This window comes from Streptomyces flaveus, from assembly GCF_014647675.1.
Lineage (GTDB): Bacteria > Actinomycetota > Actinomycetes > Streptomycetales > Streptomycetaceae > Streptomyces > Streptomyces flaveus.
Window position 1 is genome coordinate 1 of record NZ_BMPQ01000066.1, and the last position, 14,669, is coordinate 14,669.

The 14,669-nt window shown below is 69.6% G+C and carries 12 protein-coding genes and 2 pseudogenes; 9 read left to right on the forward strand and 5 right to left on the reverse strand.

Annotated features, from left to right (window positions below):
* Positions 1–286, reverse strand: a pseudogene (locus IEZ21_RS47155) (hypothetical protein); the annotation flags it as partial.
* 20 nt (positions 287–306) lie between these two features.
* Here IEZ21_RS47155 and IEZ21_RS46355 point away from each other — a divergent pair.
* Positions 307–576, forward strand: a pseudogene (locus IEZ21_RS46355) (beta-xylosidase family glycoside hydrolase); the annotation flags it as partial.
* A gap of 267 nt (positions 577–843) precedes the next feature.
* Here IEZ21_RS46355 and IEZ21_RS46360 read toward each other — a convergent pair.
* On the reverse strand, positions 844–2,484 hold the full coding sequence (locus IEZ21_RS46360) for a GDSL-type esterase/lipase family protein (RefSeq protein ID WP_189327831.1): 1,641 nt from the start codon (positions 2,482–2,484) through the stop codon (positions 844–846).
* Positions 2,485–2,939: 455 nt separating this feature from the next.
* Positions 2,940–4,892 (reverse strand): RICIN domain-containing protein, encoded by a 1,953-nt coding sequence (locus IEZ21_RS46365; RefSeq protein WP_189327832.1) that lies wholly within the window; start codon positions 4,890–4,892, stop codon positions 2,940–2,942.
* A 539-nt stretch (positions 4,893–5,431) separates the two neighbouring features.
* Between IEZ21_RS46365 and IEZ21_RS48345 the strand changes: the two genes are divergently transcribed.
* Positions 5,432–5,815 carry a hypothetical protein gene (locus IEZ21_RS48345; RefSeq protein WP_246568960.1) on the forward strand — a complete coding sequence of 128 codons (384 nt, stop codon included), beginning with the start codon at positions 5,432–5,434 and terminating at the stop codon, positions 5,813–5,815.
* A 3-nt stretch (positions 5,816–5,818) separates the two neighbouring features.
* Here the strand turns inward: IEZ21_RS48345 and IEZ21_RS46375 are convergent, their stop codons facing one another.
* Entirely contained in the window at positions 5,819–6,271 is a 453-nt protein-coding gene (locus IEZ21_RS46375; RefSeq protein WP_189327833.1) for a hypothetical protein, read from the reverse strand.
* Positions 6,272–6,410: 139 nt separating this feature from the next.
* Positions 6,411–7,184, reverse strand: a complete 774-nt coding sequence (locus IEZ21_RS46380; RefSeq protein ID WP_189327834.1) for a replication-relaxation family protein — start codon at positions 7,182–7,184, stop codon at positions 6,411–6,413.
* 10 nt (positions 7,185–7,194) lie between these two features.
* On the opposite strand from IEZ21_RS46380, the gene IEZ21_RS46385 reads away from it, so the two are divergent.
* The 7 genes from IEZ21_RS46385 to IEZ21_RS46415 all read left to right on the forward strand — a co-directional run bounded on the left by IEZ21_RS46385 (position 7,195) and on the right by IEZ21_RS46415 (position 14,337).
* Positions 7,195–7,722 carry an AMP-binding enzyme gene (locus tag IEZ21_RS46385; protein WP_246568962.1) on the forward strand — a complete coding sequence of 176 codons (528 nt, stop codon included), beginning with the start codon at positions 7,195–7,197 and terminating at the stop codon, positions 7,720–7,722.
* A complete protein-coding gene (locus IEZ21_RS46390; protein ID WP_189327835.1) occupies positions 7,719–8,510 on the forward strand; it encodes an enoyl-CoA hydratase/isomerase family protein in 792 nt (263 codons plus the stop codon). The genes IEZ21_RS46385 and IEZ21_RS46390 overlap by 4 nt, the downstream gene beginning before the upstream one ends.
* 13 nt (positions 8,511–8,523) lie before the next feature.
* Positions 8,524–9,282 carry an SDR family oxidoreductase gene (locus tag IEZ21_RS46395; RefSeq protein ID WP_189327836.1) on the forward strand — a complete coding sequence of 253 codons (759 nt, stop codon included), beginning with the start codon at positions 8,524–8,526 and terminating at the stop codon, positions 9,280–9,282.
* Positions 9,283–9,502: 220 nt separating this feature from the next.
* On the forward strand, positions 9,503–10,192 hold the full coding sequence (locus IEZ21_RS46400; RefSeq protein WP_246568964.1) for a TetR/AcrR family transcriptional regulator: 690 nt from the start codon (positions 9,503–9,505) through the stop codon (positions 10,190–10,192).
* Positions 10,193–10,636: 444 nt separating this feature from the next.
* Positions 10,637–11,155, forward strand: coding sequence for a (2Fe-2S)-binding protein (locus IEZ21_RS46405; protein WP_213089440.1), 519 nt, complete (start codon positions 10,637–10,639; stop codon positions 11,153–11,155).
* Positions 11,156–11,158: 3 nt separating this feature from the next.
* Positions 11,159–12,160: an FAD binding domain-containing protein gene (locus IEZ21_RS46410; protein ID WP_189327837.1), complete on the forward strand. Its 1,002-nt coding sequence runs from the start codon at positions 11,159–11,161 to the stop codon at positions 12,158–12,160.
* Complete coding sequence (locus IEZ21_RS46415) at positions 12,157–14,337, forward strand: xanthine dehydrogenase family protein molybdopterin-binding subunit (RefSeq protein ID WP_189327838.1); 2,181 nt, start codon at positions 12,157–12,159, stop codon at positions 14,335–14,337. Before IEZ21_RS46410 ends, IEZ21_RS46415 begins: the two co-directional genes overlap by 4 nt.
* Positions 14,338–14,669: the final 332 nt, after the last annotated feature.

Below are 14,669 nucleotides of genomic sequence, written 5' to 3' on the forward strand. Positions count from 1 at the left end.
TTGCTGTGCCGCTACGCGGCACAGTCTTCGGACGGGAATCCGTGGCTTCCGCCGCCTGCGCCAGCACCTCCCACGCCTGCTCCGACAACTCGAACCGGGAACGCCTGCGACGCTCCACACGGCCCTCACTGCGCGCCGCCTCCACCCACCGCCACACCGTCCGCGGATGCACCCCCGCCCGCACATGCGCCGACGTCACACCACCAGCCACATCCAGCTGAAGCAATCGCCCCACCAACACCGGCCGCGACACCGAGACCAAGCCCTCAAGCTCCCGCTCCCCCACCCGGCCCTCCCCGGCCACACATCCAGGGCCCCGCCTCCACCGCGACCGTCGTGCTCGACTGCTCCGGGATGGCGGACGGCGACCGGGCCGGGCTGGCGATGCTGCGGGACTCCTCCGCCTGGATCGACGTCACGCGGCAGGATGGCGTCAGCAGGCTGGTGATGTTCGACGGCCTGACCATGGACGCCCGCTGGAACACCAGCAGCACCGGCACCGAGCAGGCCCGCGCCGACCTCCCCGCGTGCGGCAGCCGCGTCTGGCTGCGCGCCGCCGCCGACGGGCCGCCAGGCGACGACGCGTGAGGCTGATTCCGGCACCCTGATCATCCTGTTCGATCGCCGGAACCCCGCCCGGCGGCTGTGGGCAAGGCGGCAGCCCGGCTCGGCCGGTAGGTTCGGGGCCTTCTCATGATGGCCTTGAGGAGCCGGTATGCCTTGGCCGTCATCGTCGGCAGCAGCTGCCCGCAGGCGCACGGATGACGGGCCGTTCCGTCCGGTGCCCCGTACGCGGAGAGGGGGCGCCGGACGGAACTACGCCGTCCGGGAGGTGGCACCCGCTCAGGAGGTGAGCAGCGCGAGGTCCACGGCGTTGGCGATGGCCTGCATGCCGGCGCTGTTGGGGTGCAGATGGTCGCCGCTGTCGTAGGCGGGGAGCAATCGCGCCGGGTTGGCCGGGTCCCGGAGCGCCGCGTCGAAGTCGATCACCGCGTCGAAGGCGCCGCTGGTGCGGATCCAGTCGTTGACCTGGGCGCGGATGGCGGCCTTGGCGGCGGTCTGCGAGGAGTGCGGCAGGATCGTCCCGCCGATTATTCGGACACCGGCCGTGTGTGCCTGGTTGATCATGGTCTGGTAGCCGGCGATGATCTGGTCGGCGGGGGTGGGGGTGGCGGTGTTGTTGATGTCGTTGATGCCCTCCAGCACGATGGCGTTCTTCACGCCCGGCTGGGTCAGGACGTCGTGGGAGAACCGGGTCTTGGCCGCGATGCCCTGCTGCGCGCTCGGGCTGTCGGTGACCACGCGGTTGCCGCCGATGCCCGCGTTGACCACGCCGAGGCGCTGGCCGCCGGACTGGGCCTGGAGCCGCCGGGCGAGGTAGTCGGGCCAGCGCTGGTTGGCGTTGTCGGTGGCGCTGGAGCCGTCGGTGATGGAGTCGCCGATGGCCACGACGGTTCCCTTGGCCGTGGGTGACACGACGTCGAGTCCGGCGACGTAGAACCAGCGGGCCGTGGTGGTGGTGAAGTTCGTCGCGGCCTCCTCGGCCGCGTGGTTGCCGGTGCCCGCGGCGGACAGGTATGAGGTCTGGTGGGCGTCGTTGTGGTAGGTCGAGGTACCGGTGGTGCCCGGGAGATGGACGCTCACCAGCAGGTTCTGCTCCGCGACGACCGGCATCGGGATGACGTCGCTGGTCATTTCCCGCCCGGCGGGGATGGTGGGCGTGGCCGACCGGCCGAAGGTGACGGTACGCGTGGTGCCCGCGACCGCGGTGCCGCCGCTGGACTGGACGGCCACCGTGACGGCACCGACCGAGAGGGCGGTCGTGCTGCGCAGGTTGGACAGCCGGATGCGCAGCCCCGCGCCGGAGGTGTTGTTGTGGACGACCATCCGGATGGTCTGCGAGGTGAAGGTCTGGCCGCCGCTGACCATGCTCGGGCCCCAGGTCGCGGAGCGCAGGCGCTCGGTCAGGCTCCACTGCTGGTTGGCCGTGTTCTTGCAGGTGTACTGGATGAGCGCGCGGTCCTCCGCGGTGGAGTTGCCGGAGACGTCCAGGCACAGGCCGCTGCGGGCGGAGACGATCGCCGAGCCGCTGAAGGTCCAGCGCTGGTTGCCGGCGCCGGTGCAGGTCCACTGGATGATCGCGGCCCACGTGTTCATGGAGCCGTTCTGGACGTCCATGCACTTGCCGCTGTTGATGTTGACCAGCGAGAAGGTGCCGTCGCCGTGGTCGACCGCCTCCCACAGCTGGCCGGGGCCGCCGGAGGCGGTCTTCTGCACGACCGTCGCGCCGTTGGCCAGGGAGTCCGACAGCACGGCGGCGTTCTTGCCGCTGTGCGCCGCTGTCAGCGCGTAGACGTGGCCGCCCTGCGGCGCGCCCGCGGCCGAGGCGTCTGCCGCCGGGACGAGGGCGAGTCCGACAGCGGCCAGACAGGTGGCGGATGCCGTGGCCGTGAGTCTGGCGGAGAGTCTTCGGGAGGTGTGCATGTGCGGCCCTTCTTTGCTGGGTGGGGACGTGCGCGTCTTCTTCGTGGAGACGTGCGGGTCGAGGGGCTGGGGCGCTCAGGAGGTGACGCTCCGCAGCGTGAACTGCTGGTTGAGCCGGCTTCCGCAGGTCTACTGGACCAGCGCGGCCCCGTCGGCGGAGGCCGAGTCGGCGGCCCCGGAGCCGGCGAGGTGGACGGTGGCGCCGGTCATGTCGCCGAGTGCGGGGAAGCCGTGTGCACGGACGGCGTGAGAGCGGCGTTGATGTACGGCAGGAGTGAGGGCTTGGGTGAAACCCGTGAAGTACAGCCGGACGTTGATGGTGACGTGCTCGGAGGAATGATGGAATCAGGCACGCGTTCTGCGGGGCGCGAGGTGCCCAGGCGCCTCGCGCCCGCAGGGGACCGCCACCGCTGCCCCTCGCAACAGACCGAGCAGGAGCGGGCCGGAGGGCAGGATCAGGAGGGGATGATCTGCCACTGTTGCTCGGTGCGGCCCGCGTAGGGCTGCTGCTCGACGGCGGCTGCGTTGGCGGTGCTGGCCTCGTCCACGGCGAGCGAGAGCCCGCTGTAGCGGTTGATCAGTAGGTAGTGCCCGTCACCGGTGGGTGTGACGGCCCAGTGCTGCTGGGGGGCGCCGGCGTCTCCCCAGATGCCGGCGGTGCCGCCGTCCGCGCGGGAGAGACCTCCGATCTCCAGGAGCTTGCCGCTGCCTACACCCTTGATCTTGTAGTAGCCGTCGCCGGTCTTGATGAAGGTCCACTTCTGGTTCGTCTGGCCGAGCCAGGGCCACTGCTGGATTTTGGTGCCGTTGGTGGTGAGCCTGTTCACCACGTCGGCCACCTGGCCGCTGTTTCGGTTGACCAGCCGGTAGACGGTGCCGTCACCGGGCAGCGTGGTGGACACCAGTGCCGGCTTGAGCGACCGGCCTCCGATCCTGACGCCGCTGATGTTGGCGTAGCCGCCGGTGGCCGCGTTGGCCCGGATCCGTACGAAGCCCACGTTCCGGGCGGGCCATTCGGCCACCTTGGTGGCGCGGTCGCCGGCCCAGGTGCCGGTGGCGACCTGGGTGAAGGTGACCCCGTCGGTGCTGGTGAGGATGGTGTAGGAGGTGATGTCGCCGTCGGTGGAGTTGCTGCGGTTCCACTGCTTGGGCAGGTACTCCAGGGTGGAGACGTTGCTCCACACGCCGCCCAGGTCGATCGTGATCGAGTGAGGCAGGGCCGGGGACAGTCCCCAGGTCGACCAGCAGGTCTCGTAGCGGACGTCGCTGAGTCCGTCGATGGCGTGGAGCGGGCCCTCGCCGGCGCGGAAGGCGGTGGCGTAGGCGTTGACCGGGGTGACGGGGTGCTCGGCGCGCAGTGGCTGGGTGGGCAGGGACGGCCGGGAGGTGTTCGGGCTCCAGGCCGCGCCGACCTCGGCGAGCCGGTTGACGACGTTGGTGTCCAGCAGGCCGTTGCGGTTGGGCGGGCAGTTGAGGATGAAGGAGGTGTACTTGGGTTCCAGGTCGGCCAGGTGGGAGAGGATCGCGTCCTTGCTCATCAGGCCTTCGGTGGGGGTGGAGGGGTGCCAGAACCAGCCGTTGCTGATGGTCTGTCCCTGCATGCCGGCGTAGGTGTTGCCCGCCGGCGCCGTGATCCCCAGCGGCTCCTCGAAGAAGATCGCGTCGCTGAGGAAGGGCTCCGTCAGCCCACCGATGTCGATCATGACGCAGTCCGGCTGCAGCTCCTTCACCAGCGAACGGATCCTCTGGTAGGAGACGGCCTGCTGCCCCATCTGCCAGGCGTACCCGTCGGTCATGAACATGTCGATGGTGCCGTAGTTGGTGAGCAGCTCGCGGATCTGACCGAGCATGAAGGTCATGTGGTCGGGCTTGATGGCATCGGTGATTTCGAGCCCGGTCACCTTGTGCCGGCTCTCCCATGCCTCGACTCCGTAGGTGCGGTCCCAGATCGAGTAGTAGAACCCGACCTTCAGGTTCTTCGCCCGGAAGGCGTCGCAGTACGCCTTCACCACGTCGTGCTTGTAGGAGCTGTTCGCGACGTTCTGGGTGCCATAGGCGCTCGGCCACAGGGCGAAGCCGTCATGGTGCTTGGTGGTCAGGATGCCGTAACTCATCTTCGCGGCAGCCGCCGCGTCGGCCCACTGCGCGCAGTTGACACTCGGCGGGGCGAAGAGGGTGGGACTCTGCTTCGGCGCCGCCCACTCCTCGTTGGTGAAGGTGCCCAGGCTGAAGTGGTTGAACATGCCGAACCGCATGTCGACCATCTTGCTCAGGTTGGTCTGCGTGTCCGCGGCCGAGGCCTGCGACAGCAGGCCGGAGAAGCCGGGGACCAGCGGCAGAGCGGTCGCGGCGGTCGCCGCCCCCGCCGCACCGAGAAAGGTACGGCGATTCATTCTGGACGCGGACATGGGGCACTCCTGTGGATCGATGGCGCTGCTTGCGGTGACGATGTGCGGGGACATTCCGGGCCGGCTGGGTGTAGTGGTGTGCCGGGGGGCAGGTGGCGGGGCTGCCCTGCCAGTCGCGGGCGTTGTCGGGCGGAGCGACGTGCGGGCCGGCCCGGGAGGTGGACCGACGGGCTGCGGCTCTTCCTTTCGGGGCGGGGCCCTGGACGCAAGGGCGAAGCCTGCCGTCGGTGACCGCCATGCCGACGAGCGACTCTTCGGCGGGTGATCGACTCCGACAAGGTCTTCTCCCCGGCTGCTCGGAGGACAGCGCACGGTGTCCTGACAGGCTTTGCGCACCGCGTATGTTTCGGCGAAGCAACATCGGATGTATTAACGGTTACAAATCAGCGATCTGTCTAGGTGTTCGACAGAAATTGCCAGATCAAACCGAAGATCGCTGCCGACCGATGAGTTCGCCTCTCAGGGCTGAAGTCGCGATACATAGGAGGTGTTGACGGAGCGAAGAGGCCCGCGCCGCGCTCGAGGCCGCCGACGCCCTCATGGACCGGCTCCCCGAGGGTGAGCGGTCGGACACGTGGCTGACGTACGGCGAGCAGAAGCATCACGTCCATCTCAGCCACGCGTTCACCACGCTCGGGGACACCCGCCTCGCCCCCGTCAGCCAGGAGCGCGCCCTGGAGCTGTCCGCGCCGACCAGCACGATGACGCGCACCCTGCTGAACGTCGACGCGGCGGCGTGTTCCCACCACGACGGCGACACCGAGCAGGCGTGCCGTCGTACGGTCGACGCCCTAACAGCGCTGCCCGCCGACTACCGCACCGGCCTGGTCCGCCGCCGCGCCCTGGACCTGTACGAAGCGATCCCTGCCCAGCACCACCACGAGCGCGCTGTACGGGAACTACGCGACGTCGTGGCCGGCTGACGACTACGGCTCCCACAGTGGGAGGGCACGCCCGGTCCCCTCGCAGTGGAAGCACCGGCCGCCACCTGGTGTGTTGCAGAAGCCGATGGTGCCAGCGGCGTTCTGGAAGAGCCGGGTGAGGCCGATGGTGTGCTCCGCGTGGATCGGGAGTTCCTGTCGTCTGCCGAGCGTGACGTCCAGCACGACGTCGGGACGGGCGAAGTGGGTATAGGTAAGGCCGGCGGTCAGGGTGCGGAGTGTCTCGTGCAGTTCACCCATCGTCTCCGCGCCGGACAGATGGACGCGGGCCGCGAGGATGGTGTCCGCGGCTGCGGTGAAGGACAGCATCCCGGCCGGCCGGGCGAGCGGCCCGGTCCGGCCCACAGGGTCGGGGTGCGTGTGCTGGAGCCGGATCAGGGCGTGCCACAGGCTGCCCGGCAGGTCCGAGGCGGGTTCTTCTTCTCTGCTGCGTCTCATGAACCCTGTCTACGGTCCGGCACAGACACGCAGCCGCGTTCGGCCTCCTCTGTCCCGGACGGTGGCATCACGACTTCGAGAGCCGTCCCGCCGGGCGGGCGGTCACCGGCCGCCCGGCGTCCGTTCCGGCAGCTCTGCCTCAGCGGCCAGGCGGTTCGGGGTATCGGGCGCGGCGCCGGTCTGGGTCGTCGACGCCGATCTCGTACCAGGGCTCGCCGCGCTTCAGCCGGGGCAGGGTGTTCACCCACACCGCGATGGCGATGCCCTGGACGTCGGCGGTGAGCGCCTGGCGGCGGTTGTCGAGCAGGTGCTCCTCCTTGCCCGCCAGGACGACATGCAGCCGCGGGAAGCCCTCGGAGCGGGTGTAGCGGTGGCGCTGCCAGAACGGGAACGTGCGGCCGTTGGTGCCGCGGGCTCCCTCCCAGACCCGGTGCCCGGCGTAACGCTCGTAGTCCCAGACCTCACGTGCGAGGCGGGCCTGGGACATGGTGCCGTTGTCGAGCTCGAAGAGGCGCACCTCGCTGGTCTGGGTCGGCACGGCAAGCACGGCGTCGGTGTTGAAGCTCAGGCCGATCTCTTTGATGGCGTGGTTCACCTCCACCTGCCAGTCGGTCAGATACTCACGGCCGCCGGCGAGGACCGTGTCGGTGTAGGCGAGGATCGTGTCGGTCACCGCGACGCCGTGCGGTCCGAACCCGGCTCGAACGGCCTTCGCGCCGGTGCCGGCCTTCGGGCGGGGCGGCAGCTCGTTGCCGTCGGCCAGAGCCTTCTGCCCGGCCGGGGTCAGGTTCCAGATCTGATGCTTGCCCACCTTGCCGTTCGTCTCCGCCAGCCCCAGCTCCGCCAGCTCCTTCATCGCCCTGCGCACATACGACCGGCCGTCCCGATCCTCCGCCGTGATCACCTGAGCCATCTGCCGGGCCGTGGCTATCCGCACGCACCCCAGCAACCGCAGCGCATCGGCCCGCACCTTCCCGGCCGTGGGAGTGGACTTCTTCCCCTTCGATGGCACTTCAGACGCCAAGTTCACCGCCGACGGCCGCTGGTACCTCACGGGCGACGCCGGGCGTATCGACGCCGACGGCGACTTCTTCTTCTCCTCCCGCGACGACGACGTCATCATCATGGCCGGCTACCGGATCGGGCCGTTCGAGATCGAGAGCGTCCTCGCCCAGCACCCCGCCGTCGCCGAGTGCAGCGTCATCGGCGCACCCGACGACGTCCGCGGCGAGGTCATCGAGGCGTACGTCGTCCTCCGCGACGGCACCGACGCCTCACCGGAACTCGCCACCGAACTCCAGCTACTGGTCAAGACCCGCTACGCCGCCCACGCCTACCCGCGCACGATCCACTTCATCGACGCCCTGCCCAAGACGCCCAGCGGCAAGACCCAGCGCTACCTGCTGCGCAGCCGCCGCCGCACCGAACTCGCCGCCCCGGAGCCCCGTTGACCGACACCGAACCTCTGCTCGTCGAGCAACGCGGCACCGTACGGTGGCTGCTGCTCAACCGCCCGGAGCGGCGCAACGCCCTCGACGTCACCCTCATCGAAGCCCTGGACAAACAGATCACCAGCGCCGAGGCCGACCCCGGCACAGCGGTCATCGCCGTGGCAGGCAGGGGGCCGAGCTTCTGTGCCGGCGGGGACTTCCACCAGTTCCTGGAGCTGCACGACAGGGGCGACAACCCGGTCGACTTCCTGGCCGACGTCTCGGCCTGCTTCAGCCGCATCGCGGCCAGCCCGAAACCATGGGTCGCCGTGCTGCACGGTCACGCCGTCGCCGGGGGCCTCGAACTCGCGCTGGCCTGCGATGTCGTCGTCGCCGCCGACACCACGCTCATCGGCGACGGCCACCTCAACCGGCGGCTGGTACCGGCCGGCGGGTCAAGCGTCCGGCTGCCCGGCGCGGTCGGACGCGGACTGTCGCGCTGGCTCCTGCTCACCGGCGAACTGCTGCCCGCGACCGCCTTCGCCGACACCGGCTGGATCCACGCGATCGTGCCCGAGGCCGACCTCGACACCACCGCCACCTGCATCTGCCGGCAACTGGCCGACCGCAACAGCCCGGCGCAGCAACGGCTGAAGACGCTGCTGCACCGGATCGACGGCATGGTCCCCGAGCAGGCCCTGCGCGAGGAACTGGCCGCCTTCGCAGACAACTGGTCGGCGAGTTCGGTGGCCGACGCCCTGAGGGCCTTCCTCGCACCCCACGCCACCACGAAAGCAGACGACAAGTGAAAGCAGACACCACGTGAATCGCTACCACGGCCGCGTCGTCGCCATCACCGGCGCCGCACAAGGTCTCGGCCTCGCGATGGCGACCCGGTTCGCCGCCGAGGGCGCCACCGTCGCGCTGGCCGACGTCAACGCACAGGCCCTCACCGACGCCGCCGGGACAATCGCCGACGCCCACGACGCGAAGCTCCGCACCGACGTGGTGAACGTGACCGACTCCGCCCAGGTCAACGCCTGGATCACCGGTATCACCGCCGATCTCGGCCGCCTCGACGTGCTGATCAACAATGCCGGCATCATCCGCGACAACCGTGTCGAGGACATCACCGACGACGACTGGCACGCGGTCATCGACGTCAGCCTCACCGGCGGCTTCCACTGTGCCCGCGCCGCGTTCGGCCCCATGAAACGCCAGGGCTACGGACGCATCGTCAGCTTCTCCTCCATGTCCTGGCGCGGGAACTTCGGCCAGACCAACTACGTGGCCGCCAAGGCCGGCATCGTCGGCATGACCCGCACCCTCGCGCTGGAGGGCGCCCGCCACGGCATCACCGCCAACGCCATCGCCCCCGGCCTCATCGACACACCCATGCTCGCCTCCATGAACGGCCCGGCACGCGACAAACTCACCAACAAGATCCCGATGCGCCACACCGGCACGCCCGAGGACATCGCCGAAGCCGCGGCCTTCCTCGCCGGCGAAGCCGCCGGCTACATCACCGGCATCGTCCTGGACGTGGACGGCGGCATCTCCATCGGATCCTCGATCCGGTAACCGCGAACCCGGCGGAGGAGCCAGTGATCAGCCGCTGCATCGGCCTTCGCCGTCCGGCCCAGCCACGCTGACCGGGCCGCCGCGGTCTGAACGTCACTCCCGGGGACATTCCACGTGGGTACGTTAGACGGTACGCTAGTACCCATTTGCTAGGGTCGGCTTTCCGGTCCGGACGGCCATCCGCCGCTTCCGGCGGGGATGCTCATGGGAGACTGCTGCGGTGACGGCCCAAACTGACTCGCGTGACCGACGCCCGCGCCGAACGGCGCGCAGGCGGGTCGTCGACACTTCCCGGCGGGAGGAACTCCTGCGCCAGGCCGAGGCGATCATCCTGACCGAAGGCTTCACCGCGGTGACCATGGATGAGCTCGCCCAGCGACTGGGGTGCTCCAAGGCGACGCTGTACAGCCTCGCCTCCACGAAGGAACAACTGGTCCTGGCGGTCACCCGTGCCTTCTTCCGGGAGGCGACAGCCGAGATCGAACGGGCTGTCCAGGCCGAGCCCGACCCCCGGCAGCGGATCCGCGTCTACCTCACCGGTGTCGGCACGGCCATGCGCCGGCATTCCCACGCCTTCTACGACGACATGGTCGGTTACGAGCCGACCGCGCAGATCTACCGCACGAACTCCGCCGCCGCGGCGCGCCGGGTCCACGAACTGATCGAGGAGGGCGTGCAGACCGGCGTTTTCCGCGCGCTCAACGGGCATTTCGCCGCTCAGGTCGTGGCGGTCACCATCGACGCGGTCCAGTCGGGGGTCCTCCTGGAGAGGACCGGCCTGACCGCCGGCGACGCCTTCTCCGAGCTCGGGGACCTCCTGCTGGACGGGCTCAGTTCGGAGCAGGGCGCAGTCGAGCCTCCTTCCACAGCTGTGCGCCCGCCCAGGGACCAGGTCTCGGCGCCGAGGTAAAGCCCGGGAAGGGGCGCACCTCGCGGATCGTCTCTGACAGGCACCACCCCCATCGAGCCCATATCCCCCGAAGGCGCCCGCTGGTCAGACATGGTGCGGTGCGGGTGTTCATCGTGTGCGGTACCTGCCGCCTGTGGCGCTGCCGGCTGCGGCGATTCGGAGGCTGCGGTATCCGCCCCGCCGGACGCTTTCCGCCTGGTGTGGACCCGGGCGGGGCTGTCTTCGGATGCCGCGACGCAGAAGCGACACCGGATCCGCTGGGTGGGACCACTCCACCAGGCAGAGACCGCCGATCCATGGATAAACCGTCCTCTCCCGCCCCTGCGCGGGCGCCCCTACGGTCGAGGCCGCAGGCGCTCACCGGCCCGCCGCAACGAAGGAGCGAGACCCCAGTCTCCCCTGCTCCCCCCTCGTCGGGGCCCTGTCACAAAGGATTACGAAGCCATGATGAAGACATCGACGACCACCCGGCCGCCGACTGACCTTGTCGAGACGGCCTTCACCGTCAACGGCGAGAAGGTGTGCCTCGCTCTGGATCCTCGCGAGTCTTTGCTCGACGTGCTGCGCGAGCGTCTCGTGCTGACCGGAACCAAGAAGGGGTGCGATCAGGGGCAGTGCGGCGCCTGCACGGTCCACATCGACGGCCGTCGCGTCGTGTCCTGTCTGACTCCGGCGGTCCAGGTCGCGGGACAGGACGTGATGACCATCGAGGGCGTCTCGGCCCCCGACGGCACGCTGCACCCGTTGCAGCAAGCGTTCGTCGACTGCGACGCCCTGCAGTGCGGCTACTGCACACCTGGGCAGGTGATGTCCGGCCTGGCCTGCCTGGCCGAAGGCCACACCGAGACCGACGGCGACATCCGTGAGTACATGAGCGGCAACCTGTGCCGATGCGGCGCGTATGCCGGCATCACCGCCGCCATCCGCCGGGTGGCCGACCAGACCAAGCAGACCGAGGTGTAGACGGTGCGCTCATTCGCCTATGTAGTGCCCGACAGCGTCGCCGGGGCCGTCGACGCCCTGGCCGCCGCCGAGCCGGGCACCAAGCTCCTGGCCGGTGGCACGACCCTGTACGACCTGATGAAGCTCGGCATCGAGGCTCCGCCGGCCGTCATCGACATTCACCGTCTCGCCGAGCTGACCGAGATCAGCACGGATGAGGACGAACTGTCGTTCGGTGCGGGAGCGAAAATGGCCGAGGTCGCCGACCATCCGGTCGTACGCCGCGACTATCCGGCGCTGTCGGAATCCTTGTGGCGGGCGGCGTCCCAGCAACTGCGCAACATGGCGACAGTCGGCGGGAACCTGCTGCAACGCACGCGATGCGGCTACTTCCGCGGCGGAGCGGAGTTCCCCTGCAACAAGAGGAACCCCGGCAGCGGCTGTGCGGCTCTCGAGGGACTCGACCGCACCCACGCGCTGCTGGGCACCAGCGACACCTGCATCGCCACCTACCCGGGCGACTGGGCCGTAGCCCTGATCGCGTTCGACGCCGAACTCGACGTGGTCGGCCCAGCAGGCGAGCGGACGCTACCGCTCGGCGAACTGCACGTCGAACCGGGAGACAACCCCCTGCTCGAACACACCCTGACTCCTGATGAGTTGATCCTGCGGATCCGCGTTCCCGCGACACCCGCCGGTCGCGGCTCCACCTACCACAAGATCCGTGACCGGGAGTCCTACGCCTTCGCCCTCACCTCGGCCGCCACCGCCGTGACGCTGGACGCACAGGGAATGGTCACGGACTGCCGGATCGGTCTGGGAGGGGTCGCCACGCGCCCCTGGCGAGCGACGGCAGCGGAACGCTCACTGATCGGCGAACAACTCACCATGGAAACCGCCCGCCACGCGGGGGAAGTCGCCTTCGCCGAGGCCCGCCCCCCTCGCACCGGCGCGTTCCGAGTCGAACTGGGCATCCGCACCGTTACCGACGCACTGCTCACCGCCGGGAAGCGAGCCGCCCGATGAAGAACCCGGACCTGCGCCGCGTCGACGCCCACGAAAAGGTCACCGGCACCGCACGCTACGGTGCCGACCGCGTCCCGGACGACCTGGCGTATGCCATGTTCGCCTCGGCCACGATCGGCAAGGGCCGCACCGTGGCCATCGACACCGCCGCGGCCGAGGCGGTCCCCGGTGTCCGTCTGGTCCTGACCCGGTTCAACGAGGACGAACTGCGTGGCCCCGGGTTCCTGATGGGCGGCGGTTTCGCCTTCCAGAGCCTGCAGCCGCTGCTCAGCGATGTCGTCGCCTACCGGGGACAGCCGATCGCGTTGATCGTCGCCGACACCCTGGTCGCCGCCACGGAGGCGGCGGAACTCGTCCGGGCACGCTACGACACCGAGCCGTTCGCCGTCGGAATCGACGACGAAGGCGCCACCTCCGTCCTCCAGGAAGAAGCCATCCCGCTGCCCTGGTTCGCCGACGTCAAGGTGGGCGACGCCGAGACCGCGTACGCGGCGAGCCCGGTGCAGATCGACGAGACCTACCTGCACCCGGCCCAGCACCAGGTCCCGATCGAACTGATCAGCTCAGTCGTGGAATGGCAGGGCGACAGGCTCGTAGTGCACGAGAGCACCCAGAACGCCGGCGCACTCCGCCACGGAGTCGCCACGCAACTGAACCTCGATCCGGCCGACGTCGACGTCATCTCGCCCTACATCGGAGGCGGCTTCGGATCCCGGAACGCACTGCAGCCGCACATCGGGCCACTGGCGCTCGCCGCACGCCGGCTGATGCGTCCGGTCAAGCTGGTCATTCCGCGCCCGCAGACATTCCACACCGGCAGCTTCCGGCCGGTCAGTCGTCATCGCATCCGGCTCGGCGCCGACCCGTCGGGACGGCTCCTGGCCGCCCTGCACGACACGGAGCACCAGACGTCCCGCCACGACCTGTTCCCCGCCATGTACACGGAGATGACGTCGAGACTGTACGCCGTACCCAACTTCGGGGGACGTCAGAGCCTGGTTCAGACCGACGTCCAGACGCCGGGATACATGAGGGCTCCGCACGAGGGCCCGGCCGGCTTCGCGTTCGAGTCGGCCATCGACGCACTGGCCTACGCCACCGGCCAGGACCCCGTCGAGCTGCGGTTGGCCAACGACACCGCCACGGACCCGGTCACCGGTCTGCCTTTCTCCTCCCGCCACCTGGCGCAGTGTCTGAAGCGGGGTGCGGAGCGGTTCGGATGGGAGAAACGCGATCCGCGGCCGGGGTCGATGCGTGCCGCTGACGGATCGTTCGTGGGCCTGGGCGTCGCTGCCGGCGCCTACCCGGTCATGGTCGCTCCGGCCGTGGCCCGTATGTCCGCGGCAGCCGATGGCCGGGTGACCGTCGGCGTCGACGGCCACGAGATGGGGCAGGGCATCCGCTCGGCCATCGCCCTCCTGGTCGCGGAGGACCTCGGTGTTCCCGTGCAGGACGTCGTCGTACGGGTCGGTGACACGCGCTTCGCGCCGCAGCATCTCACCGCCGGTTCGTGGGGCACCGCGACCGCGTTGCCCGCGGTGCACAAGGCACTCCGCGAGCTGCGCAAGCAGCTCGGCACGGGCGACACCGGGACAGTGGATGTGGCAGCCGCGGTTCGAGCCACCGGACACGGATCGCCGGAGGTGGAGGTGACCTCTTTGGGACAGGGCCAGCCCTCCGAGATGCTCGACCGTTCACGGGCCGGCCTGACCGCCCCTGCGGGTCCGGTCTTCCCGGACTTCACGGCCTTCAGCTGGGTCGCTCACTTCGTCGAGGTGCGGGTCGAGGCCACGACACGGCGCATCAGTGTGCCCAGGGCGCTCTGCGTGGCCGACTGCGGCCGGGTCGCCAGCCCGGTCACCGCGGCCAGTCAGGTCCGCGGGGGCGTGATCTGGGGCATCAGCCAGGCGCTCCGGGAGTCGAGCGAGGTCGACCCGCGCTTCGGCGGATTCCTCAACACAACGCTGGAGGAGTACCCAGTCGCGGTCAACGCTGACATACAGGGGATCGACGTCGACTTCATCGACGAGCCCGACCTGCTCCTCAACGACGTCGGGGTGAAGGGCCTCGGCGAGGTCACGGTGGTCGGCGTGGCAGCCGCTGTCGCGAACGCGGTCTTCCACGCCACCGGACAGCGACAGAACCGGCTGCCCATCCGGATCGAGCACGTGATGTAGGCCGTCAACTCGTCAGGATCACTCCGGGCAGGAGTTGCTTGGGTGGTGCGACCGACGTCGCACCACCCAAGCGACAGAGGCTCGTTGTCGACGCAAGACGAGTCGACCGGGATCACTGGAAATTCAACCTCCCGGAAATGCACATCCGCGGCTTGACCGGGTCTTGCTCTGCACGGCGCAGGCCCGGTTCGCCAGCGCGGTCTTCAACGCCACCGGCCTTTCCGGCCGTCGGTCCCCGTCCGGCTGCCGGACCCACCAGGGTCGCCGCCGCCCATCCACTCCCCGACGGCGCGGCGGCGACCCGCCCCACGCCCCCACGGCGAACCACGGAG